Source organism: Pararobbsia alpina (assembly GCF_965118125.1).
In the GTDB taxonomy this organism is placed as follows: domain Bacteria; phylum Pseudomonadota; class Gammaproteobacteria; order Burkholderiales; family Burkholderiaceae; genus Pararobbsia; species Pararobbsia alpina_A.
Genome location: NZ_OZ221287.1, coordinates 3,831,015 through 3,855,448 on the forward strand (window position 1 = coordinate 3,831,015; position 24,434 = coordinate 3,855,448).

Consider the following 24,434-nt stretch of genomic DNA (forward strand, 5'->3'; position numbering starts at 1 on the left):
AAAGGAGATTTCCGTGGCCCGCAAGACCCCCATCGAGCGCTACCGCAATATCGGCATCAGCGCGCACATCGACGCCGGCAAGACCACCACCACCGAGCGCATCCTCTTCTACACCGGCGTGAACCACAAAATCGGCGAGGTTCACGAAGGCGCCGCGACGATGGACTGGATGGAGCAGGAACAGGAACGCGGCATCACGATCACGTCGGCCGCGACGACCGCGTTCTGGAAGGGCATGGCGGGCAACTATCCCGAACACCGGATCAACATCATCGACACGCCGGGACACGTCGACTTCACGATTGAAGTCGAACGTTCGATGCGCGTGCTCGACGGCGCATGCATGGTCTACGACTCGGTCGGCGGCGTGCAGCCGCAGTCGGAAACCGTCTGGCGTCAGGCCAACAAGTACGGCGTGCCGCGCATTGCGTTCGTCAACAAGATGGACCGTGTCGGCGCGGACTTTTTCCGTGTTCAGCGCCAGATCGTCGACCGCCTGAAGGGCAATGCCGTGCCGATCCAGATTCCGGTCGGCGCTGAAGATCATTTCCAGGGCGTCATCGACCTCGTCAAGATGAAGGCGATCATTTGGGACGACGCCGATCAGGGCGTGCGCTTCGAGTACAAGGACATCCCTTCGGAACTGCAGGCGACGGCTCAGGAATGGCACGACAAGATGGTCGAAGCCGCCGCTGAATCGAGCGAAGAACTGCTCGAGAAATACCTCGGCGGCGATGCGCTGAGCGAAGACGAAATCAAGGCCGCCTTGCGCGCGCGCACCATCGCGGGTGAGATCGTCCCGATGCTGTGCGGCAGCGCGTTCAAGAACAAGGGCGTGCAGGCCATGCTCGATGCGGTGATCGACTATCTGCCGTCGCCGATCGACGTGCCCTCGATCAAGGGCCACGACGAGGACGACAACGAAGCCGAACGTCACCCGTCGGATGACGAGCCGTTCTCGGCACTCGCGTTCAAGATCATGACGGACCCGTTCGTCGGGCAGCTCACGTTCTTCCGCGTCTACTCGGGCGTCGTGAATTCGGGCGACACCGTGCTCAACGCCGCCAAAGCGAAGAAGGAACGGATCGGCCGGATCCTTCAGATGCATGCGAACGAGCGCAGCGAAATCAAGGAAGTGCGCGCAGGCGACATCGCGGCAGCTGTCGGCCTCAAGGAAGTGACGACCGGCGACACGCTGTCCGACGTCGACAAGGTCATCGTGCTCGAGCGCATGGAATTCCCGGAGCCGGTGATTTCGCAGGCCGTCGAGCCGAAGACCAAGGCTGACCAGGAAAAGATGGGGATCGCCCTGAACCGTCTGGCTCAGGAAGATCCGTCGTTCCGCGTTCAGACCGACGAAGAATCGGGTCAGACGATCATCTCGGGCATGGGCGAGCTTCACCTTGAAATTCTCGTCGACCGGATGAAGCGCGAATTTAACGTCGAGGCTTCGGTCGGCAAACCGCAGGTCGCGTATCGCGAGACGATCAAGGCCAGCGCCAAGGATGTCGAAGGCAAGTTCGTCAAGCAATCGGGCGGTCGCGGCCAGTACGGTCACGTGGTGCTGACGCTCGACCCGCAGGAGCCGGGCAAGGGCTACGAGTTCGTCGACGCGATCAAGGGCGGTGTCGTTCCGCGCGAATACATTCCGGCCGTCGACAAGGGCATTCAGGAAACGCTTAAGGCGGGTGTGCTCGCGGGCTACCCCGTCGTCGACGTAAAGGCGACGCTGACATTCGGTTCGTACCACGACGTCGACTCGAACGAAAACGCCTTCCGCATGGCCGGCTCGATGGCGTTCAAGGAAGGCATGCGCCGCGCAACGCCGATCCTGCTCGAGCCGATGATGGCCGTCGAAGTCGAAACGCCGGAAGACTTCATGGGCAACGTGATGGGCGACCTGTCGGGCCGCCGTGGCATCGTGCAAGGCATGGAGGACATCGCGGGCGGCGGCGGCAAGATCGTGCGCGCCGAAGTGCCGCTCGCAGAAATGTTCGGCTACTCGACGTCGCTGCGTTCGCTGACCCAAGGTCGTGCGACGTACACGATGGAGTTCAAGCACTACTCCGAAGCGCCGCGCAACGTCGCGGAAGCGGTGATCAGCGCGAAGGCGAAGTAAGGTCGCAGTCTGACCGCATCGACGATCGGGGGGCATCCACCCTCCCGGTCTCGAACGCAGAGCCGCGTTGAGCGGCTTCGGCAGGTCCAGCGGATCGAGCCGATGCGCGATGGACCTCCGGACCGACACCATGGCCCGGCGGACCGGCGAATCCCTGATTCGCTCGTCCGGCCGGGCCTTTTCTTTGGCCATCCCGTTTGGCACCACCTTGTTAGGTACCACACCTAATTGGTGTCACCCGGATTGGTCCCCCCGGATTGGTCCACCCCGTTTGCCGCCACCTCCCTGGCGGCACCCTGCCCGTCCACACACGACTTGCTCGATCCTCCAACGCCGCACGCGTCCGACTAGCAACGGCACCGATTGTTGCGAACGCCGCACGCGCAGACACTCCATCAAAGACCTGTGCGCCGACATGCCAGCGCGCCCGCCGCAAGCCCGTGAGGCGCGCCGCACCACGATCTCGACGGCACGCACCGTCTGTGTGCGCCCGGACACATACGGGACCCGGGGCTCGCGTATTGTTGCCTTGTCTCGCACAGATCATGGGCAAGAGGGCGGCTTTTCTCATATCATTGCGCGATATTGCTGAGCACGGTCCTTGCTTTTAACCGTGCAAGCTGCTTGCAATCCGCAGCAGGGCAAGAACCGGGAGATATTCAATGGCTGTGACGTCAGAACGCCCGCACGCGACAACGTCGAGCGACGGCACACAAAAACAGGTCCGCTACGGCGAGCTCACGCTGTATAGCGCATTCCAGCCTGTGTTCAGTCTGTCCCACATGCGCGCCGCCGGGTACGAAGCGCTGCTGCGCGCACACAACTCGCTCGATGCCTCGGTGTCGCCGCTCGACGTGTTCGGACGCGCTGCACGACTCGGCGATTTGCTTGAACTCGACCGCCTCGCGCAGTCACTGCATCTGGACAACTTCCGCAATCTGCACTGCGATCGCGAGTGGCTCTTCGTTCACATTCATCCCGCCGCGCTCGCCGACCAGTGGCAATGCGCGGCACTGCTCTCCGAACTTCGCCGCCTGGGACTGAAGCCGCAACGCATCGTGCTCGAGGTGTCGGACCGTCAGGCGGCCGACCTTCGCAAGCTCGCCGAGGGCGTTCGCATCTTCCGCCAGTACGGCTTCCTGATTGCGCTCGATGACTTCGGCGCGGGCCATTCGAATCTCGACCGGATCTGGCAACTCGACCCGGACATCGTCAAGCTCGATCGCAACATCGTCTTCCACGCGAGCCAGCGCGCCCAGGTCGCCCGCGTGCTGCCGGGTCTCGTTTCGCTGCTCCACGAAGCCGGCAAGCTCGTGCTGATCGAAGGCATCGAAACCGAGCGCGAAGCGCTGCTGGCGATGGAAGCCGACGCGGATTTCGTACAAGGCAGCTATTTCTCGCGGCCCGCAGCGGCGCCGGTCGACACGCACGCCTCGGGCGTCGTGCTGCAGACGCTGCTCGAGGCGTATCGCGAGAAAACCGAACGCACCGAACGCAAACGCCATCTGCGACTCGCGCCGTATATGCGCGCACTCGAAGGCGCGGCGACCAAGCTCTCGTCGGGCGAGGCGCTCGACCAGGTCTGCTGGAATTTCCTGTCGCTCGAAGATGCGCAGCGTTGCTATCTGCTCGACTCGCGCGGCCGCCAGATTGGCGGCAACGTCATGTCGCACACGCGTCCGTCGGCGCGCGAGGCAAGGTTCCTTCCGGTGTCCGACGCCCACGGCGCAAGCTGGTTGCGCCGCCCTTACTTCCGCGGTGCGATGAACGAGCCGGGCCGCGTGCAAGCAACCCGACCGTATCTGTCCATTACTGAAGCCTCGGTATGTGTGACGCTGTCGATTGCCATTACGATCGGCACGGAACAATGCGTGCTCTGCGGCGATATCGACTGGGAGCCGCGTCAGCCGACTGATCTCAACGACGTGCCGACCTCGACGGAAGCCTGAACACAGGCACCCCGTCTCGCCCATGAACGGGACGTCCGCAGAACCACGGACATCCCGTTTGAACGCCCCCGGTCTGGTCCGAGCCGCACGCATGCGCCCCGCCCCTTCGATGACCGCCGGTGCCTCATCCGCGCGCGCTTTGCGCTAACATGGCTCGCGCGCGGGCACGCCGCTCATTCCGGGATGCGGCCCGCGCAGTGAAACCCTCTTCGCCGAGCCCATGCCCGATCAGCCCGCCCGTCCGATTTCACGCGAACTTCAGGCCCTGCGCGACGCCGCGCTCGATGAATGCCTCAGCGGCCGGATCGATCGGCGCACGCTGCTCCGCTATGCGAGCGTCATAGGGCTCTCGGGGATGGGTGCCGCACTTGGACTCACGTCCGCACGCGATGCGCTTGCCGCGTCGGCGACCACGGCTTCGCCTTCCGGCTCTGCGACACCCGCACGTCCGACCCCGCTGATCCGTGTCGCCGGCCTGACGCCGGCAGGCGCGATCGACCCGCTGACGATCTCCGACCCGGCTTCTGTACCGCTGCTCAATCAGACGTGCGACTACCTCGTTGTCGACGACGAGCAAGGCAAGCTCGTGCCCTCGCTGGCCACGGCGTGGCATCCGAACGCGAAAGGCGATGTCTGGACGTTCACGTTGCGCGACGGCGTCAAGTTCCACGATGGCCAGGTCCTGAACGCGAAGGATGTCGTCGCGACATTCGACCGCCTGACAGATCCCGCGACCGGTTCCGCGGCCCTGTCGGTGTTCAAGGGCGTCCTGTCGAAGGGCGGGACCCGTGCGGTCGACGCGCGCACCGTCGAATTCCATCTGGATGCGCCGAACGGTAACTTTCCCTATTACGTTTCATCGGACAGCTACAACGCCGTGATCCTGCCGGCTTCGTATGCGGGCGACTTCGAGAAGACGTTTATCGGCACCGGTCCGTTCAGGCTCGAGCAATACAAGCGGCAACGCGGTGCCACGTTCGTGCGCAACCCGACCTACTGGGGCTCGCCTGCGATTCCCGATCGCGTGCAGTTCGTGTTCTATGCCGACGCGCCGGCCCAGTTGCTCGCAATGCAAGGACGCCAGGCCGACGTGATGCCGAATATGACCGTGCTCAGCGGTTTGTCGATGCTCAACAATCCGGCGTTCAAGGTGCTCGCCGTCAAATCGAGTTCGCATCGGCAGATTCATATGCGCTGCGATCAGGGACCGTTCGCCGATGCACGTGTACGCGCGGCGCTGGCGCTCACGCTGGACCGCGACGCGATCGCACGCGGCCTGTTCCGTGGCCGCGCGCAGCTCGGCAATGACAGCCCGTTCGCGCCGGTCTTCGCGTCGACGGATGCCTCTGTGCCCCAGCGTCACGCCGATCTTGCCCGGGCACGGCAACTGCTCAGTGAAGCAGGGGTCGCCAAGGGATTCGCGGTGACATTGACGACCGAGCGCTTCGAGGAAATGAGCGACCTCGCCGTGCTCGTGCAGAACGCGGCCAAACAGATCGGCATTCAGGTGACGCTCAAGGTCGAACCGCAAAGCGCCTATTACGGCGCTGCCGCGTTTGGCAAATCGGACTGGCTCGACTCGACGCTGGGCATCACCGACTATGGACATCGAGGCATACCGAACGTGTTTCTGAGTGCGACATTGACGAGCAACGGCCCCTGGAACGCCGCGCATTTCCGCAACGCGGACTACGACCGCTATGTCGGCGAGTATGTCGGCGCGCTCGATCTGCCTGCGCAGCGCAAGGCCGCCGCGCAGATCCAGAACCTGCTTCTCGCGCAAACACCGGTAGCGATCCCGTATTTCTTCGACGCGTTGACCGCAACGACAGCCACGGTGAGCGGCGTGCGCTTCAGCGCGATCTCTCAGCTCTATCTTGAACGTGCGTCGATTGGCTGACCGCGGCGCCGCAGACTCACGTCACGATGCTTAAACGCATACTGCTCTCGATCGTCACGCTGTGGGTCCTGTCCGTGCTCGTTTTCGCGGCCGGCCAGTGGCTGCCCGGCGATGTCGCGCGCACGATCCTGGGCCCGCTCGCCGACGCCCAGGCCGTGGCGGCGTTAAATCATTCGCTCGGCACCGATCGTCCGGTCATCGGTCAATACGTTCACTGGATCGGCGGTCTCGCACACGGCGATCTCGGCACGTCGCTCGTCTATCGCGCGCCCGTCGCCTCGTTTCTCTGGCCCGCCCTGCTGAACTCGCTCAAGCTTGCCGGGCTTGCCTTTGTGATCGTCGTGCCGCTGAGCATCATGGCCGGCGTCGTCGCCGCGTTGCGCGCCGATGGCTGGCTCGACCGTCTGATCACGATGAGCGGCGCCACGCTGGCGGTCGTTCCCGAGTTTGTCTCGGCGATCGTGCTGATCCTCGTATTCTCGGTCTGGCTCGACTGGTTGCCATTGAGCGCGACCGCCCCGCCGGGGGCCGGCGCACTCGACGCGCTCGGGCATCTGTTCCTGCCCGCGTTACCGCTTGTCTTCGTCTTCTTCGGCTATTTCGCACGCATGACGCGCACGGGCATGATCGACGCGCTCGCATCGGACTACACGCGCACCGCCATCCTCAAAGGCCTGCCCTTCCCGGTCGTGCTCTGGCGACATGTGCTGCGCAACGCGCTGCTGCCGACGATCACCGTCGCGACGACTCAGCTCGGCTACATGATCGGAGGCCTCGTTGTCGTCGAGTCCCTGTTTCACTATCAGGGCATCGGGGGGCTGGTTTTCGATGCCGCGAAGGGGCACGACTTTCCGTTGCTCGAAGCGGGCGTGCTCGCGATCGGCGCGGTCTATGTGCTCACCAATCTGATGGCCGACCTGTGCTACCGGCTCATTGATCCGCGGCTGCGCGAGGGGGATACGCAATGAGTGCCCAAGCGCCTTCTTCTTCGCCTGCATCACCATCGCCTTCAACGACATGGCCCGCGCTGCTGCGCTCCGCAAGCTTCCGGATCGGGCTGCTGATCGTCCTGTTCTGGTTGGTCTGCGCGCTGGGCGGCGCGCACGGCTTTGGCCACGACCCCTATGCCGCCGACCCGCTCAACGCGCTGCTTCCGCCATCGCACGACCACTGGTTCGGCACCGACGCGCTCGGGCGTGACGTGTTCGCACGCGTGATCGCGGGTGCGCGCGACATCCTGCTGATCGCGCCGCTCGCGACGCTGCTTGGCACGGCGCTCGGCACACTGCTCGGGCTTGCCATGGGGTACTGGAGGGGGTGGCTCGACGACGTGCTCGGCCGCCTCGTCGACGCGACGCTCGCGCTGCCGCTCGTCATCGTCGCCCTGCTTGTGCTGGCCGCCGTCGGCAGCTCGAACTCCGCCGTCATCGTTGTGATCGGTGTCGTCTTTGCGCCGATCATTTCGCGCACGGTGCGCGCGGCGACGCTCGGTGAAGTCCACCTCGACTACGTCGCGGCCGCGCGGCTGCGCGGCGAGCATGCGGTATCGATCATGCTCGTCGAAATCCTCCCCAACGTGCTCGGCCCGATCATCGTCGAAGCGACGGTGCGCCTCGGCTATGCGATCTTCACGGTCGCCACGCTGTCGTTTCTCGGCTTCGGCATCCAGCCGCCGTCGCCCGACTGGGGACTCGCGATCGCGGAAAACTACCCGCTGATCGCCGGAGGCGCGTGGTGGACCGTCGTTTTCGACGCGCTCGCGACGGCGTCGCTCGTGGTCGGCGTGAACCTGCTGGCCGATAGCATCCGCGCGGTGGTCGACGCATGAGCGAAACCCGTCACGCCGACGTCGCGCCGCTGTCCGTCGAGTCCCTGCGTATCAGTTATCGCGCGGGCCGTGAGGCTTCCTCGCGCATCGTCGCGATCGAAGATCTGTCGTTCACGATCGGTGCGGGCGAAGCATACGGTCTCGTCGGTGAATCGGGCAGCGGCAAGTCCACGGTCGCGATGGCCATCGCGCGCTATCTCGCCCGTGAGGCACGTGTCGAAACGGGCCGTATCTCCGTCGCCGGTACCGATGTCATGGCACTCGGGCCGCGTGCACTGCGCGAGCTTCGGCAGGACCGGCTGGCCTTCGTTTATCAGGACCCGGCCCGCGCGCTGAACCCGACGCTGACCGTCGGTCGCCAACTCATCGAATCGTTCGAGCTCGCCGGCGTACGCGGACACGCCGCACACGCTGCCGCGCTCGACATGCTCGGCCGCGTGCGCATGCCATCGCCCGAACGTGCGCTCGCTTCGTTTCCGCACCAGATGTCCGGCGGCATGCAGCAGCGCGCCGTCATTGCCATGGCGCTTGCGAAATCGCCGGCGTTGTTGATTCTCGACGAAGCGACGACGGGTCTCGACGCAACGGTCGAAGCCGAAATCGTCGCACTGGTCGATACGTTGCGGCGCACTTCCGGCACTGCATTGCTGTTCATCAGTCACAAGCTGCCGCTGGTGGCCGGCTTGTGTGATCGCGTCGGCATACTCCAGCACGGCAGGCTCGTCGAGGAAGACACGCCCGCGCGACTTTTCGCCCATCCGTCGCACCCCTATACCGCCGCGCTGCTTGCCTGCGTGCCGACGCTGGGTCAGACGCATCTGGACGGACCCCTGCCGACGCTCGAGGACATTCAGGCGAAGCGCAGCGGAGGCGTCACCCGGGACGCTGCGGAGGACCCGGCAATACCGAGGGCCCCTGAGGCGGCGAGTACGGAACGGGTCGACCCAGGTCGCAACCAGGCTCGCCCGATGTTCGAGGCTCAGGCGCTGTCCAAGTCGTACCGCGTCGGCAAGGACACCGTGTGTGCGCTGGACCACGTATCGATCACGCTGAATCGAGGCGAGACCCTGGGCCTGGTCGGCGAGTCCGGATCGGGCAAGACGACACTCGCCCGCATCGTCGCCGGACTCATCGAGCCGGACGACGGAACGCTGATGCTTGACGGTGCCACGCTGCCCGCGCGCGTCGAGCGGCGCTCGCGATCGCAGGTCTCCGCGCTGCAGAGCGTGTTTCAGAACCCGCAGAGCGCACTCAATCGCGCGCATCGCGTGCGCACGCTCCTCGGCCGTGCAGTCGGCAAGCTCTCGAAGCTGCGCGGTGCTGCGCGCGAGCAGCGCGTTCGCTCGCTGCTCGATGCCGTGCGCCTTCCGCAAACGCGGCTCAACGCTCGCGCACGCGAACTGTCGGGCGGGCAACAGCAACGCGTCGCGATTGCCCGCGCGTTCGCCGGCGAACCCCGGATCGTCCTGTGCGACGAGCCGACGTCGGCGCTCGACGTTTCTGTACAGGCGGCGGTGCTGAACCTGCTCGTCGAATTGCAACGCACACAGCAGGCGAGCTACCTGTTCATTTCGCACGACCTCGCGGTGGTTCGCTACATCGCCGACCGCGTGGCGGTGCTCTACCGCGGCCAGATCGTCGAAACCGGTCCGGCGGCGGACGTGCTCGAGCATCCGCGACATCCTTATACGGAGACCCTGCTGCGCGCGGCGATGGCTTCTGACCGAAAGGCTTCACCCGCGGCCAGCCATGGAGACGATCCCGACGAATCGGGTCAGTCGGGTCAGTCGGGTCAATCGGGTCAGTCGGGTCAGTCGGGTCAATCGGGTCAATCGGGTCAATCGGGTCAATCGGGTCAATCGGGTCAATCGGGTCAATCGGGTCAGTCGGGTCAGTCGGGTCAGTCGGGTGATTCAGGTGAACCGGGTGACCCCGGTGGACCGTCTCTCTCTGCGACGCCTGCCGATACACGCCCGGGCACGCCGGCTTCGCCCGGCACAACCGGAGCTTCCGGCTGCGTCTACGCGAAATCCTGCGTCGCGTCGCTCGGCGAACGCTGCGAACGCGAGCGCCCTTCGGACATCCGTATCAGCGGCACGCACACCGTACGTTGCCACCTGTATTGAGCGTCTGATACTGCCGCTTGAACGGTTCCGGGGGGTGTGACGCTCTTCAGGCACCAGAGACATCTATCGCCCCCCTGTCGCCCCCCGTCACATCCGGTGTCAATTTCTGTATCAAATCCCGTGTCGAATCCCCCGTCGCATCAACGTCGCCATGTCGTTGCCCCGTCGTTGCCCCTCCGAGCGCCACTATCTTTTCAGCTCTCTCATCTGCACTTATCCGAGTTGCACATCGTTCTCGTTTCAGTCGCTTCTACCCGTTTCAGCGCTGAAACGTTTTTAGTGGTTTGACTCGCTTGTTTACCTGACGCCTTTCATGCGTTGTCTTATGCAACAAGGCTCTCAAGCCAATGGCATGGATATCGCTAAATCCTCGGACAAGAACACTCGATCAATACCCACCGGATTGTCTGTTGCAGATCGATCCGGGGTAGCGCGAGGAGCCACGCATGAAAAGCGTCATAACAGGGGTATCGGGTCGGCTTGTCTTGTCGCTGACCTGTTTGTCGGGCATCGCCGGCTTTGCGGTTTCCCCCGCCTGGGCCGACGATGCTTCGTCTTCACTAAGGATTGGCACGGCGACTCAACTCGCGCAGGCCGTCAACGACGCGCCGCCCGTCGACACGCTGCTCGTCACCGACATGGCAACGGTGTTCGAGCCGCCGGTGACCGGATGTCCGCCGGGGCAGCGCGTGGGATGTGCAAGGAGCAGCGCCACGCTGGCGTCGAACAATGACCCGGGCACACCCGGCAGTACGGGTGCGACGGGTACGCAGTCGGGCACGGGCACAGGAACGCCGGGTACGACGTCGCACGCGGGTAATCCGGGTGGATCGGGTCCGGGTGACCCAGGCGGTCCGGGCGATCCAGGAGGCCCTGGCAATCCAGGAAACCCGGGCAATCCGGGCAACCCTGGCGGTCCGGGCGATCCTGGCGGCCCCGGCAACCCTGGTGGTCCCGGTCACCCCGGCCACGGCGGTGGAGACGGCGGCGATTCGTGCGGATGCAGCTCGCACAGCGGCGGCTTCGGCAGCCCTGGAGGCGGATTCGGCGGCGGCCCCGGCGGCAGTGGCGCAGGTGCCGGCAGCTCGGGCGGAAGCTCAGGAAGCGGATCAGGCAGTGGCTCGGGTAGCGGCAGCGGCTCCGGCAGTGGTTCCGGCAGTGGTTCCGGCAGCGGCTCGGGTAGCGGCAGTGGATCCGGTGGAAACGGTAACGGCGGCGGTAACAGTGGCTCGGGCCACGGCGCGGGCGCCGGCGGCGGGATGGGCGGAGCCGGTGGCGGCATGGGCGGCGCAGGCGGTGGGATGGGTGGTGCTGGCGGCGGCATGGGGGGTGGCCATGGCGGCGCGGGCGGTGGCGGAGGGCATGGTCATTGAACAGGCGGATTTTCTCGCGTCGTAACCGGCTTCGATAGGCAAGCGGGCGAGACGCGCGAGCGGCAGAAGACGGTCGAACCGTTATCGGGCGGGATGACCCGGCGACGGCGTTGCGGATGCAGATTGAATGGGCACCAACCTGCGCTAACACGAGCTGTCTTCAGTCAGACGGAGGATGCCGCGACGATCACGCTGGCGCGCATGCGATGCAGTCGTACTAGCGCTCGCAGGCGCACATCGAGGACGCGTAGCGGACATCCTTCAGGCTTGCGATCCGGCGAGCGAACGTACTGCGCGAAGTGAATAGCGGACGCTCGGCGGATTTGCAGTTGAGAGCTTCGGGACCCCCGGCCCGAAGCTCTTTTTTTTAAACGAAGTGTTTCTTGTCGTGGATTGATTCGTTCAAATCGCTCTTTCGCAACCAGGGATAATTGAGTTGCCTATCTAACCGCGAGGAATAGTCATGCTACCTATTGCTTCTTCGACTTCGGTAACGCACCGTAGCGCCACAAGAAATACTGATGCGGGCGGCGCCACCGATTCACACGGGCCGCAGGCCGGTGACAACGCTCACACCATCCCGAGCAATACAGTTGAGAGCGCTGAATCTGCAACGATGGTTGCCGATTCAGCCGCCGACGCCGACGAACCGGACGATGTCACAAAATGCCTTGCCACCGCCATGCACCTCGCAATCCACGCCGCGGAACACAAAGATGAATCCGCTCGTCGCCTCGCCGATATATTGGCCGTACAGGCACGCATGGCGATGAGTCAACAGGACAAGTCGGCAGGCCGCCAGTGCGATGGTCGATAGTCGTCAACTTCGATCGACATAGCCAACGTCGTCGTGCGTCGGATCACGGCTCATGACGATGATCGCTACTCGACGTTGTCCTCGACGTTCGTCATCCGGAAGATATGCGGCTGCACGCCTTCTTCGTCTTCGGCATCGGCCGGCACGGGCGGATGGATGAGCTCTTCGAGCCGCGCCTTCGTCGCCATGAACTCGGCCGACGTGATCTGCCCTTGATGACGCGGGCGCGGAACGGGGACTTCGATGAGTTCCTGCACTTCGCCCGGATGCGCCTTGAGGACCAGAATGCGATCGGCCAGAAAGATCGCCTCATCCAGGTCGTGCGTGATGAAGAGCACGGTGATGTCGATGTTCTTCCAGATCTCCAGCAAATGCGCCTGCATCTTGCAGCGCGTCTGCGCATCGAGTGCGCCGAACGGTTCGTCCATCAGCAGGATGCGCGGCTGATTCGCGAGCGCGCGCGCAATCGCGACGCGCTGCTTCATGCCGCCCGACAGCTGATGCGGAAACGCGTCGACGAACTTCGACAAGCCGACGAGATCGATCCACTGCAGCGCTTCGCGCTCGGCATCGAGCTTGCCGCGTCCGTTCATCTCCGGGCCGAACATCACGTTTTTCTTGACGCTGAGCCATGGAAACAGGGTGTAGCCCTGGAACACCATGCCGCGGTCTGGCCCGGGACCATCGACGGGCTTGCCATCGAGCAACACCTCGCCCGACGTGTGCGATTCAAGCCCCGCGAGAATACGGATCAGCGTCGACTTGCCGCAGCCCGATGGGCCGATCACACACACAAACTCTCTGCGGTGCACTTTGAAGTCGATATGGCGCAGCGCGGTCGTCTGGCCTTGCGGTGACTCGTAGTTCTTGCCGAGCCCTTTGACTTCGAGGATGACCTCGCGCTGGCGAATGCGCTCGAACCGTGCGGCCACTTCGGGGGACTGGATCAGATAGTCGGGTACGGGTTGTGGGTTGTGCATGTCGATTTCCTCAGGCCTTCAGGGTGCGATCCCACGGGAACAGTTTCTTGCCGAGCCACGCGAGCACGAGGTCCGTGCCGAGCCCGATGATGCCGATCATCGCGATGGCGGCGTACACGTTTTCAAAATGCTCGTACCGCGCCTGCTGCGTGATGAAGAACGTAATGCCCGAACTCGTGCCGACGAGCTCGGCCACGATCAGATACGTCCACGCCCAGCCGAGCAGGATGCGTTGATCGCGGTAGAGATCGGGGAGCACACCGGGGATCACGACGCGCGTGAGCAGCTTCAGACGCTTCGTGCCGAGCGTCAGCGCCGCCTCGAGCAACGAGTAGTCGAGCTTGCGCGTCGTGTTCGCGATGATCAGCACTTGCTGAAAGAACGTCCCGATCACAATGATGGCGATCTTCGGGCCGTCATAGATTCCAAGAATCGCCACGGCAAGCGCTCCGAACGCCGGCGCAGGCAGATACCGGAAGAACTCGGTGAACGGCTCGATCAGTCTTGCCGGCGCGCTATACGTGCCGCACACGATGCCGAGTGGCACGCCAAGAATCGACGAGATCACAAAGCCCCAGAAAATGACCTGGATGCTGTGCCACAGGCTTTCGTGAAGCCACGGCATGTCGCGCGCCTGCGGCGGCGTGGTGAACGCGGTATAGAACGCCTCGAAAACCTTGTGCGGCGGCGGCAGGTAGACCGGGTTCGAGGGCGTGCCCGCTGGCAACGCCTTGTGCGCGGCGATCATGTTCGCCGTTTCATTGGCGAACGTCGCCTTGTCGACCAGCATGCCATTCTGGAAATAGTCGACGCCGCCGGGATTCGAAATCTGAAGCAGCGGATGCCAGACGAATGGCACGTAGCTCACGATGCACCACACCAGCAGCGGCAGCACAAAGGAGCCGATACCGAGCGCCAGACGCGCACGTGGCGACAATTCCTTGCGCACGGCAAACCAGCGCAAACGCGTGTGTGCGGCGCGAGCCGATTCCGGACGTTTGGCCTCGGCCTTCTCGGGTTGAATCACGGTGGCCATGTCAGCGCCCTCCTTCGATTTCCGCGTTGATCGATGCGCCGTTCGCCGTGTTTGGGCCCGGCTTCGCGTCCGGGTTCGCCACTGCATCACCCTGGCTCCGCGATGCAAGGTAAGCCATCCATCCGCCATACCCCGTGATATCTCGTGCACCGCTCAAGGCATACGGCTCGCAGACAAACCCCTTGACGACGCTGCCGTCGTCGAGCTCGACATTGCCGATACCGAGTGGCGCGCCGATCAGATCGACAAAGCTGCCGAAGTGCATGATGGGCATGTCCCACACCTCGAGTGCGATGCGCGAACCGCCTTCGCTGACCCGGATCAGGCCGGGCTTCGCCACAGGGCGTGTATCGAGCGCGTAGAGCCGGTAGTCAGCCGACGTCGTCGTCACCGCAACGCGTGTTGCGCGACGTTCGATGAGCTGTCCGTTCAACGGCTGCCCGGTCAAATGCGCCCCAACGACAGCGACCTTGATCGATGCCGATGCGTCGGGCTCAGTCTTGACGTCCTTCGCGGGAACCGACTCGCTCGCATCACCGAGCATCCCGGCCGCGATCTCCAGCAGCATCGGATCACTGAACGCGGGTCCGACAAGCGTGACGCCGAACGGCATGCGCGGCGTCGGCCCGTCGCTCGCGACACCCGTCGGAATAGCGAGCGCCGCGAGGTCGAGCAGATTGACGAAATTCGTGTAGTAGCCGAGGTTCGAGTTGTATTCGACGGGCTTCTCGAGCATCTGCTCGATCGTATAGATCGTGCCGGCGGTCGGCATGACAATCGCATCGATCGATTCCCAGACCTTCAACGTCTGAGCGCGCAACGTTTGCAAGGTATCGAACGCTTCGAACGCATCCGCCGCCGAAAACGCCCGCGAGCCCGCAATGATGCCGCGCACGACGGGATGCACCTGCTCCTCGTTCCGGTCGAAGAAGGCGCGAATTCCCGCATGGCGCTCGGCTACGAACGGCCCACCGTAGAGCAGGCGCGCAATCGAAAGAAAAGGCTCGAAGTCGATCTCGACGATCTCGGCGCCACGCGCTTTCAATGACGCCACCGCATCGTCGAACAAGCGCGCAAAGGCATCATTGCCAAAGAAAGCGAGTTGCGATTGACGTGGCACACCGAAGCGCAATGTCCCGACTCCGTCGAAAGAGGGGCCTGCCTCGACGGCGCGCGAATACGGGTCGTCTGCATCGATGCCTTGCGCCACACCGAGCACGGTTCGCGCATCGGAGACCGTCGTGGCAAAGATCGACACACAGTCGAGCGATTTGCAGGCGGGCACTACGCCTCGCGTGCTGATCGTGCTGAGCGTCGGCTTGACGCCGATCAGCCCATGAAACATGGCTGGCACGCGCCCCGATCCCGCCGTATCGGTGCCGAGCGAAAAACTTGCGACGCCAAGCGCGACGGCCACGGCCGAGCCCGAACTCGAACCGCCCGACACATACTGCGGATCCAGGGCATTGCGGCACGCGCCATAGGGCGAACGCGTGCCGTTGAGCCCCGTGGCGAACTGATCGAGATTGGCTTTCCCCACCGGAATCGCGCCTGCGGCGATCAAGCGCTCGACCACCGCCGCAGATCGCTGCGGCGTATAGGCAAACGCGGGGCACCCAGCGGTCGTGGGAATGCCTGCGAGGTCGATGTTGTCCTTGATCGCGAACGGCACGCCGTAAAGCGGCAGATCGTCAGGGGACTTGCCCGCTAGCGCACGCACGTAGACGAGCATCTCGTCCTTCGTGAGTACTCTGATCCACGCGTGATGAGGATCGTCGGCCGTGCGACCGGCGATCGATTCAATCAGCGACTCGGGCGTCAGTGTCCCGGCGCGATACTGCGCGTGCAGCGCCGTGATCGTCATCGGTGACTGAATCGATCCGTCTGGCACCGCAGTCGTCGAACGGGGTGTATCGGCCATCGTCATCTCAGGTTTCCTCCTCGACCAGGGTGTCGGCGGCGCCGATCACCATCAGCGCCTGGCCGGCCTGCACCGGCGCACCACTCTTGCAATTGATCCGCGCGACGACGCCTGTTGCGGGCGCCGTCACGGCAATTTCCATCTTCATCGACTCGACGATCGCGACGGTCTGCCCCTCGGCAACCTCATCGCCTGCCTCGACGAGCACTTTCCAGACGCTGCCGGACACATCGGCGAGCACGGCCTTTTCGTGCGCAGCCAAGGCGGCGTCGTCACCGCTCGCCGTCGCCGCTTCGGGTTCGCCGACATATTCGGCGTGCCCTGCAACGCGCCACCGTTCACGCTCCGCTTCGAACGCCGCTTGCTGCACCGACTTGAACGCGGCGATCGAGTCGGCCTCGTCAACGAGAAAGCGGTTATAGGCACCGAGATCGAATTCCGAGGACTCGATCTTCAGGCTCGCCCGCCCGGCAACGAAGTCTGCGCGCAGGTCGAGCAGCTCGGCTTCGCTGACGGGGTAGAAGCGGATCTGGTCGAAGAAGCGCAGCAGCCACGGCTTGCCGGGTTCGAACTCTTGTGTCGTCCGATAGCGATTCCACATCTGGACGGTGCGCCCGACAAACTGATAGCCACCCGGGCCTTCCATGCCATACACGCACATATATGCGCCGCCGATGCCGACCGCGTTTTCGGGCGTCCAGGTACGCGCGGGGTTGTACTTCGTGGTAACGAGGCGGTGGCGCGGATCGATCGGCGTTGCAACGGGCGCGCCCAGATAGACGTCGCCGAGGCCCAGCACGAGATAGCTCGCATCGAACACGATGCGTCTGACATCGTCGATGCTGTCGAGACCGTTGATCCGGCGAATGAATTCGATATTGCTCGGGCACCACGGTGCATCGGGCCGTACTGACTGCATGTAGCGGTCGATGGCCAGCCGCGTTGCAGGGTCGTCCCACGACAGCGGCAAATGCACGATGCGCGTCGGTACCTTCATGCTCGTGATCGGCGGCAGCGCGGCTTCGGCCTGTGCCAGCAAGTCGAGCAGACGATCGCGCGGCAGCACGCGATTGTCGAAGTGGATCTGCAGTGAGCGAATGCCCGGCGTCATGTCGACGATGCCGTCATGGCGATGCGCCTGCATCCAGTGCATCAGCGCGTGAACGCGGAAGCGCAGGTTCAGGTCGAGCGCGAGCGGGCCGTATTCGACGAGCAGATACTTGTCGCCCGCCTGGCGGTAGGTGACGCCAATTCCGTCGCCCGCTGACGGATCACGTGCGAGCACGCAATCGATCCGGTCGGCTGCGCGGGCCGCCGGCAATGCCGCGGCCGGTGCTTCGAGCGTCTCGATCATATGGTCCTGCGCGGCTTCGATCGCAGCGGCCTGTACCGACGTCATGCGCTTGAACTGCACCGTGTCGCCGGGCTTGAGCTGCCCCATCTTCCAGCGTTCGGCGCGAATGATCGTCACCGGGCAGACGAAGCCGCCGAGACTCGGACCGTCAGGCCCGAGGATCACCGGCATATCGCCGGTAAAGTCGATGGCCCCGATCGCATAGGCGTTGTCGTGGATATTCGACGGATGCAGGCCCGCCTCGCCTCCATCGCGACGCGCCCATTGAGGCTTCGGTCCGATCAGGCGCACACCGGTGCGGCTCGAGTTGTAGTGCACGGTCCAGGCGGTGTCGTACAGCATCGCGACATCGTCCGGCGTGAAGAAATCCGGCGCGCCGTGCGGGCCGTCGAGCACGCCGATCTGCCATGCATTCGTGAGCACTGGGCGGCACGGCGCGTCGAGCGTCTTCGACACGAACGGTGTGCCGGCGCCGGACGACAGATGAAGGACATCGCCCTTGCGCAGCGCCCGGCCCGCATGTCCGCCGAACTGCCCCAGCGTGAAGGTCGATTTGCTGCCCAGATAGTCCGGCACATCGAAGCCGCCGTGCACGGCCAGACACGCACGCGCACCAGGCCCTGCCAATCCCCCGACCTTGAGCACGCTCCCCGCTTCGACGCGCACGGTTTTCCAGTACGGCACGGCGTGGCCGTCGAGCGTCGTCGTCAGCGTGGCGCCGCCGAGCACGATCGTCGTCGCGGCATTGAACTTCAGTGTCGCGCCGACCATCGTGAACTCGAGCGCGGCCGTACCCGGCTCATTGCCGGCAAGCCGATTCGCGAGCCGGAACGACAGATCGTCCATCGGACCCGACGGCGGCACGCCCACGTCCCAGTAGCCGAGCCGTCCCGGAAAGTCCTGCACCGTCGTCTGGACACCGCCGTCGAGCACGTCGATCGTATGCGGAGCGAAATGGAGTGACGCCAGAAATGCAGTCGTCTGCCTGCCTGACACGAACACCGGTGAACCGACGATCGTTCGCAGATAGTCGAGGTTCGTTTCGATCCCGTACAGGTGTGTCTCGTCGAGCGCGCGACGCATTGCAGCGAGCGCCGCCTCGCGGTCGTCGCCTTTGACAATCATCTTCGCGAGCAAGGGGTCATAGAACGCGGGCACATCGGTGCCGGCTTCGACCCAGGTATCGATGCGTGCATCCGGCGCAAAGCGCACGTCGGTCAACACCCCGGCGCTCGGCTGGAACTGCTTGTTCGCGTCTTCCGCGTAGATGCGTACCTGAATGCTGGCCCCGCGCGGCGCGACGGCGATCGTATCGAGCGGTGCGAGTTCGCCCGCAGCCTGTTCGATCATCCACCGCACGAGGTCGAGGCCCGTGACCTCTTCGGTTACGCAGTGCTCGACTTGCAGCCGCGTATTGACTTCGAGAAAGTAGAACGCGCGTGTATCCGTGTCGAATACGAATTCAACCGTGCCCGCCGACTCATAAGCGACCGACTTCGCGAGCCGCACGGCGGTCGCGTGCAAGGTCGTGCGTTCGTCGTCGGTCAGTCCCGGTGCCGGCGTTTCCTCGATGACTTTCTGATTGCGGCGCTGAACCGAGCAATCGCGCTCGCCGAGTGCGATTGCGTGACCGCGGCCATCGCCGAAGATCTGCACTTCGATATGGCGCGCGCGTTCAACGAACTTCTCGAGATACACGCCGGAGTCAGCGAAATTGGCCTTACCGAGGCGCACGACGGTCGCATAGGCCGCTTCGAGCTGAGCCGCGTCGCGGCACAACGACATGCCGATACCACCGCCGCCCGCGGTGCTCTTGAGCATGACCGGGTACCCGATACGCGATGCTTCTTCGAGCGCGGTCGCGATGTCCGCAAGCAGGCCCGTGCCCGGCAACAGCGCGACGTCATTCGCCCGGGCCGCTTCGCGCGCCGTGTGCTTGAGTCCAAACGCCCGCATATGCGAACCGCGCGGCCCGATAAAGCGAATACCCGCTGCCTCGCACGCATCGGCGAAGGCGGCGTTCTCCGACAGGAAGCCATACCCCGGATGGATCGCCTGCGCACCGGTCGCCCGCGCAGCGTCGAGAATCGCCCCGGCATTCAAATAGCTCTGGGCAGCCGGCGCGGGGCCGACGCAAACGGCCTCGTCCGCAAGCATCACGTGCCGAGCGTGCCGATCCGGCTCCGAATAGACGGCGACCGATGCGATACCCATCGACTTCAACGTGCGGATCACACGACAGGCGATCTCTCCGCGATTCGCAATCAGGACTTTGGTGAACATGAGCGTGGCTTGCGCCTGGTTCTCGGGCAGGTCGTCCTGCCCCGTTCTTGCGGTGCACCGGGTCGTCCCGGTGCTTTTCATCCTTCACGCCGACGTCGCCTTCATCGTCTTCATCGACATTACGGCCCTCGACGCGATGAGTTCAACGTGCTGCGGGTCGACCTCATCGCCGTCGATTCAATGCGCGTCCCAGACCAGGACACGCACGGGCGTGGGGTTATAGGCGTTGCACGGGTTGTTGAGCTGCGGACAGTTCGAGATCAGCACGGTCACATCCATGTCGGCGCGCATCTCGACATACTTGCCCGGCGCGGAGATGCCGTCCTCGAACGTGAGGCCGCCTGCCGATGTCACCGGCACATTCATGAAGAAGTTGATATTGCTGACGATGTCCCGCTTGCCGATGCCTGATGCGCAGCCGCATGTATTGAGCGCGTGCAGGAAGTTGTCGCGGCAGCTATGCATGTACTGCTTGTCGAGTGCATAGCGCACGGTGTTGCTTTCGGCCGCACAGGCGCCGCCCAGGGTGTCGTGCCGGCCGCATGTGTCGGCGACGATGGTCAGCAGCGGATTGCCGAGATTCGACATCAGTACCGTGCCCGCTGACAAATAGAGATTGCCCTGTGACCGAATCGTGTCCTGCGCACTGTAGCGCTCGGACGGATCGGCGCTGTTATAAAACAGCGTGTCGACGGCCTGATTGCCTTCGAGATCGAGGATGCGGAAGATCTGCCCGCGACGGATCGTATGCATGAACGGCTCGCCCGCGGAGATCACGTGGTCAAAGCTCGCATGGTCGGCGTGGAGTCGGCTTTCGAGGATGGCCATGTTCGTGTCCTCAGGCGTAGAGCATGTCGGTGTTGATAAAGCCGCGCGTGTTCTCGGCACGGGATGTACGGCAGGGATCGTCGAGGCTCGCGCGCTCGCCCGGCTTATAGGCTTCGTAAGCGATGAGCCTCACCGCTTTGGGCGCATACACCGGGTTGGGATCAAGCGGATGCGGCGCCGTCGACAGCGCAACGAGCGTGTTCATCTCGAAACGCAGATCGACGCTCTCGCCCGCACGCGAATGTCCGCTGACGAAGCGCAGCGCGCCGTCGTCGTCGACGGCGACCTTGCTGAAGAAATTGATGTTGGCGACCAGATCGCGGGCGCCGAGGCCGTGCTTGCCGAGTTCGATGAGCAAACTGTCGCGGCCGTTGCGAATCATCGCGTTGCGATGCGCCTGATAGCGGGCCTCGCCGTATTTGCGCGCAAAGAGTGCTGCATCGCCGACACCGGCAATCGGGTCGTGCCAGCCCAGCGTGTCGCTGACGATCGACGCCATCACGCGGCCCATATCCGAATACAGCACGAACCCCTGTGTGAGATGCGCCGTGTGCTGCGCCTTGAGCGTGTCGGCCATGTTGTAGCGCTCGAGCGGCGCATCGTGGCGATACAACACGGCGGACAGATTGGCGCCGCCTTCGATATCGACGATACGCAAGGCGAGTCCGCGCCGCAGTTGCCCCGACCAATGCGTGCCGGCCGGAATCACGTGCTCCCAGACAATACGGTCGTCGATGGTGGGTACGCTGCGGACTCGCACCGCTGCGTCGTCCGCGTCGCGCGAAGGCAGCGAAGACGAAGCGGCCGAGCCCGTGGACGACGCAGAGGGAAATGAGGCGGATTCGACGACAAGCTCGGCCGACGAAGGGGTCGACGAGGGCGAAGACGGCGGCATGGCAGCTCCCATTCGAAAGGATTGGACGGACGAGAGGGCGATAGAACGCTATCGCAACCTCCCGGGCTTTTATCCCTCCGTGGAGCCCCGCCACTGGCAGGACCGGATGGCTCTCGGACCAGACATCGCGGCGCGCGCGACCGGAACCCTAGCCGTCCTAAGATGATGCAGACTGATGCGCACCTCTCGGGTCAGTCTTTAGCGAAAGGTGTGCCATGCCGGCACGATTGCGCCGGACCATCATGAATACAAGGTGAGCGGCATGACCCTGCCGTGCGGCGAGCCGCCTTCGGCGCACCAGAACAAGGCATGACGACGGATCACGCACTACACTGGGTCGCACGGGCACCGCGGGCACCAGCGTCAGACCAGGAAGTCACTCGCGATATCCGAGTCGGAACGCGCCTCGAGCTTGCCGTCGCGGCAGGCTTTCTGGAACACCTCGAAATCTTTCTCGACCTGATCCGCATAGGCGGTCGCGTAGTCCGTCAGCGCAAGCGCGAACGCGTCGCTCTTGCCGATATAGGACGAGAGCTCGATCGCCATCCCGCCCGCCTTGGCGTGGGCCCGCGCGAGCACCCAGCCGCACAGGCGGCCATATTGTTCGAGCAGATCGGCGCTATACAACTCGATCTCGGGCGAGAGCTTCATGTCACGCAACTGGCGAAAGTAAACGTGTCGTCCAAGCGGCCCGGCGGCCCAGCCAAGAAAGGGATCGCTGGCCGCCTGCATCACCCGCTGACCAACGACCACACGCTGCCCCTGGTTCTTGATCGGCGAATGCGACTTATAGAACTGTGAGACCACCGACTTCGATGCTTCCTTGATCTGCAGAAACATCGGCTTGCCGAAGTGATCGACGAACAGCATGATCAGGCAGCGCGTGCCGACGCTGCCGACGCCGACGACCTTGAACGCGATGTCCTGGAACACGAAGTTCAGCAGCAGATCGCGCCGGTCCGAGGCCAGCGTGTCCAGATAGTCGGTGAAGACTTTCGCGACGGCGCCTTGCGGATCCTCATGCGTAAGCCAATCATCGTCCTTGTCGAAAAGCGTCGATTTGCCGCGCACATGAAACACACCGGGCGGCACATCGCGAATGCGCCACTTGCCGTCCTCGAAGTCGGCGAGCTTGGTGAGCATCTGTTCGTGCGTGCGTGTCGCGGCCTTCTCGATGCCCCGCTTGATGCGCTTGCGAATGTCGGGATCCGGGTAGGCATCGAGCAAATCTTCGAACGAAATCTTTTCGTACCAGACCTCGAGCGCGCCCATCTGCGCATACTGCGCCATGCGTTCGCGATAGCTTTCGGCCGCACCGTATGCAAAGCGTCGGGCCGCCGCATCGCCATGACCCAGATGCCGCCCGGCGACGACGAGGCTGGCAACCAGCCGCTTGACATCCCATTCCCACGGGCCGACGGCTGTTTCGTCGAAATCGTTGACGTCGAAAATGAGCGTACGTTCGGGCGTCGCGAAGCCGCCGAAGTTGACCAGATGGCAATCGCCGCAGATCTGCATCGGCATATCGCTGTCGGGCGTACCGGCCAGATCGTGTGCCTGAATGATCGCGCTACCGCGGTAGAAGGCGAACGGCGATGTCAACATGCGGCCGTAACGCAAGGCGATCAGGCGCTTCACGCGCCCCGCACTGTTTTGCTCGAGCAGCGCAACCGGATCGCGATCGACATGGCCGACCGCCGTGTGCTGCTTGCGGGGTGTCCGGTCACGCGCGGCACGGCCGCGAGCCCGTCGTTCATCAGGTGAAAGCGGAGCATTCATGACGCCTCCCGGGCGAGCGGACCGGACGGAACTGTCGGCGCGCTCGATACACAGTAGGCTCAGGGCAAAGGCATGTCAAAACGCCGCACATGCGACTGCATAGCGACGGAACGATCAGCGTGCGATCCAGTTTATCGAACCGCAGTATTGGACGGCGACAACGGTTATCGCTTTCGAGAAATCATTTAAGCGACTTTGATTCAGACTTTAAATCGAATATCCAATAACTTTTAATTGGGTGCTATTCGATTCAATCAATATATTTGCCGCCCCGTTATTGCTTTTTATGCGAGCGCCGCGCGCGCGCACTGCTCGTCGGTCACCAGCCCGGAGAGCCAGCCGCCCTTCAGCGCGGCGACAATCGCCTGCTGCTTGCGCGGGCCGCCCGCGAAGCCGATCGTCAATCGGCTGGGTGGCGTATCGAGCCGGATACTCGTCACGCGCGACTCGGTCGACGACTGGACACGATGCCCGTCGGCGTCGATCGGTGAGCCGAGCAACTCCGCGACCGCGCCGAGCCGCACCATCTCGTCGACTTCCTCGGTCGTGATAAAGCCGTCTTCGTGAAGCGGGCAGCGTGGACTGATATCGCCGACGCCGACGAATGCGACATCGGCCTGCGACGTAAGCTTTTCGACGATGCCGTACAGGCGGTGACTGCACCACTGGTCGCGCTCCGCCTCGTTATCGGCGAACAGCGGCGCGGGCAGCATGAAATGCTTGCTGCCCGTGCGCTCCGACATATGCATCGCGACGTCGTACCGGTTCGACGAGCCGTCCTGCGCAATGGCGCCGACGAGCGAGACAAGCTTGTGCTGCGGCCGCTCAAGCTGCGCGATCTGGTCGACCGCAGCCTTCAGCGTTCGACCGCTGCTGACGGAGATCACCATCGGCTTCTCGCGCAACAGGAATTGCTCCATGACCTGCGCGCCGGCGACCGCGAGCTTGCGCGAGATCGCATCGGGCTGATCGTTGTCGAGCGGCACCACCTCGCAGAACGACAGGCGATAGCGGCGCTGCAGCTGCTCCGCGAGCGCGAGACAGTCGGCGACCCGGTGATCGACGCGTACGCGGATCAGGTTGCGCTCGACCGCGAACGCGACAAGACGCTGCGCGACCGGCCGAGAAATATCGAGCGTGCGCGCGATCTCGTTCTGGGTGTGACCCGCCACGTAGTACAGCCACGCCGCACGCGTCGCAAGGTCAAGTTTGTCGGAGGCTTTTGACACGATCTTCGTCAGGGAAA

The 24,434-nt window shown here is 63.9% G+C and carries 16 protein-coding genes and 1 riboswitch; of the genes, 8 read left to right on the plus strand and 8 right to left on the minus strand.

What is annotated here, in order from left to right; all coding sequences use genetic code 11:
• The first annotated feature begins 13 nt into the window (after window positions 1-13).
• From fusA to ACMFWR_RS16595, 8 genes are all read left to right on the plus strand, one after another.
• Window positions 14-2,119, plus strand: coding sequence for an elongation factor G (gene fusA, locus ACMFWR_RS16560; protein ID WP_413192683.1), 2,106 nt, complete (start codon window positions 14-16; stop codon window positions 2,117-2,119).
• Between the two features lie 662 nt (window positions 2,120-2,781).
• The gene (locus ACMFWR_RS16565) at window positions 2,782-4,068 is read left to right on the plus strand and encodes an EAL domain-containing protein (protein WP_413192684.1); all 1,287 of its coding nucleotides are present in this window, start codon (window positions 2,782-2,784) and stop codon (window positions 4,066-4,068) included.
• A 220-nt stretch (window positions 4,069-4,288) separates the two neighbouring features.
• A complete protein-coding gene (locus ACMFWR_RS16570) occupies window positions 4,289-5,968 on the plus strand; it encodes an ABC transporter substrate-binding protein (RefSeq protein WP_413192685.1) in 1,680 nt (559 codons plus the stop codon).
• 26 nt (window positions 5,969-5,994) lie between these two features.
• On the plus strand, window positions 5,995-6,936 hold the full coding sequence (locus ACMFWR_RS16575; RefSeq protein ID WP_413192686.1) for an ABC transporter permease: 942 nt from the start codon (window positions 5,995-5,997) through the stop codon (window positions 6,934-6,936).
• The gene (locus ACMFWR_RS16580; RefSeq protein WP_413192687.1) at window positions 6,933-7,796 is read left to right on the plus strand and encodes an ABC transporter permease; all 864 of its coding nucleotides are present in this window, start codon (window positions 6,933-6,935) and stop codon (window positions 7,794-7,796) included. Before ACMFWR_RS16575 ends, ACMFWR_RS16580 begins: the two co-directional genes overlap by 4 nt.
• Window positions 7,793-9,922, plus strand: a complete 2,130-nt coding sequence (locus ACMFWR_RS16585) for an ATP-binding cassette domain-containing protein (protein WP_413192688.1) — start codon at window positions 7,793-7,795, stop codon at window positions 9,920-9,922. The genes ACMFWR_RS16580 and ACMFWR_RS16585 overlap by 4 nt, the downstream gene beginning before the upstream one ends.
• A gap of 446 nt (window positions 9,923-10,368) precedes the next feature.
• A complete protein-coding gene (locus ACMFWR_RS16590; RefSeq protein ID WP_413192689.1) occupies window positions 10,369-11,295 on the plus strand; it encodes a hypothetical protein in 927 nt (308 codons plus the stop codon).
• A gap of 463 nt (window positions 11,296-11,758) precedes the next feature.
• Window positions 11,759-12,112 carry a hypothetical protein gene (locus ACMFWR_RS16595; protein WP_413192690.1) on the plus strand — a complete coding sequence of 118 codons (354 nt, stop codon included), beginning with the start codon at window positions 11,759-11,761 and terminating at the stop codon, window positions 12,110-12,112.
• A 65-nt stretch (window positions 12,113-12,177) separates the two neighbouring features.
• Here ACMFWR_RS16595 and ACMFWR_RS16600 read toward each other — a convergent pair whose 3' ends face one another.
• From ACMFWR_RS16600 to ACMFWR_RS16635, 8 genes are all read right to left on the minus strand, one after another.
• Window positions 12,178-13,092, minus strand: coding sequence for an ABC transporter ATP-binding protein (locus ACMFWR_RS16600; RefSeq protein WP_413192691.1), 915 nt, complete (start codon window positions 13,090-13,092; stop codon window positions 12,178-12,180).
• A gap of 10 nt (window positions 13,093-13,102) precedes the next feature.
• Complete coding sequence (locus ACMFWR_RS16605) at window positions 13,103-14,128, minus strand: ABC transporter permease (RefSeq protein WP_413192692.1); 1,026 nt, start codon at window positions 14,126-14,128, stop codon at window positions 13,103-13,105.
• 1 nt (window position 14,129) lies between these two features.
• A complete protein-coding gene (atzF, locus tag ACMFWR_RS16610; protein ID WP_413192693.1) occupies window positions 14,130-16,049 on the minus strand; it encodes an allophanate hydrolase in 1,920 nt (639 codons plus the stop codon).
• A 7-nt stretch (window positions 16,050-16,056) separates the two neighbouring features.
• Complete coding sequence (uca, locus tag ACMFWR_RS16615) at window positions 16,057-19,686, minus strand: urea carboxylase (RefSeq protein WP_413194935.1); 3,630 nt, start codon at window positions 19,684-19,686, stop codon at window positions 16,057-16,059.
• 177 nt (window positions 19,687-19,863) lie between these two features.
• Window positions 19,864-20,514, minus strand: a complete 651-nt coding sequence (locus tag ACMFWR_RS16620; protein ID WP_413192694.1) for an urea amidolyase associated protein UAAP2 — start codon at window positions 20,512-20,514, stop codon at window positions 19,864-19,866.
• Between the two features lie 10 nt (window positions 20,515-20,524).
• Window positions 20,525-21,409, minus strand: a complete 885-nt coding sequence (locus ACMFWR_RS16625; protein ID WP_413192695.1) for an urea amidolyase associated protein UAAP1 — start codon at window positions 21,407-21,409, stop codon at window positions 20,525-20,527.
• A gap of 56 nt (window positions 21,410-21,465) precedes the next feature.
• A riboswitch (guanidine-I (ykkC/yxkD leader) is annotated at window positions 21,466-21,572 on the minus strand.
• A gap of 200 nt (window positions 21,573-21,772) precedes the next feature.
• Window positions 21,773-23,188: a DUF2252 domain-containing protein gene (locus ACMFWR_RS16630; RefSeq protein ID WP_413192696.1), complete on the minus strand. Its 1,416-nt coding sequence runs from the start codon at window positions 23,186-23,188 to the stop codon at window positions 21,773-21,775.
• A gap of 284 nt (window positions 23,189-23,472) precedes the next feature.
• Window positions 23,473-24,417, minus strand: a complete 945-nt coding sequence (locus ACMFWR_RS16635; RefSeq protein ID WP_413192697.1) for a sugar-binding transcriptional regulator — start codon at window positions 24,415-24,417, stop codon at window positions 23,473-23,475.
• Between the last annotated feature and the right edge of the window lie 17 nt (window positions 24,418-24,434).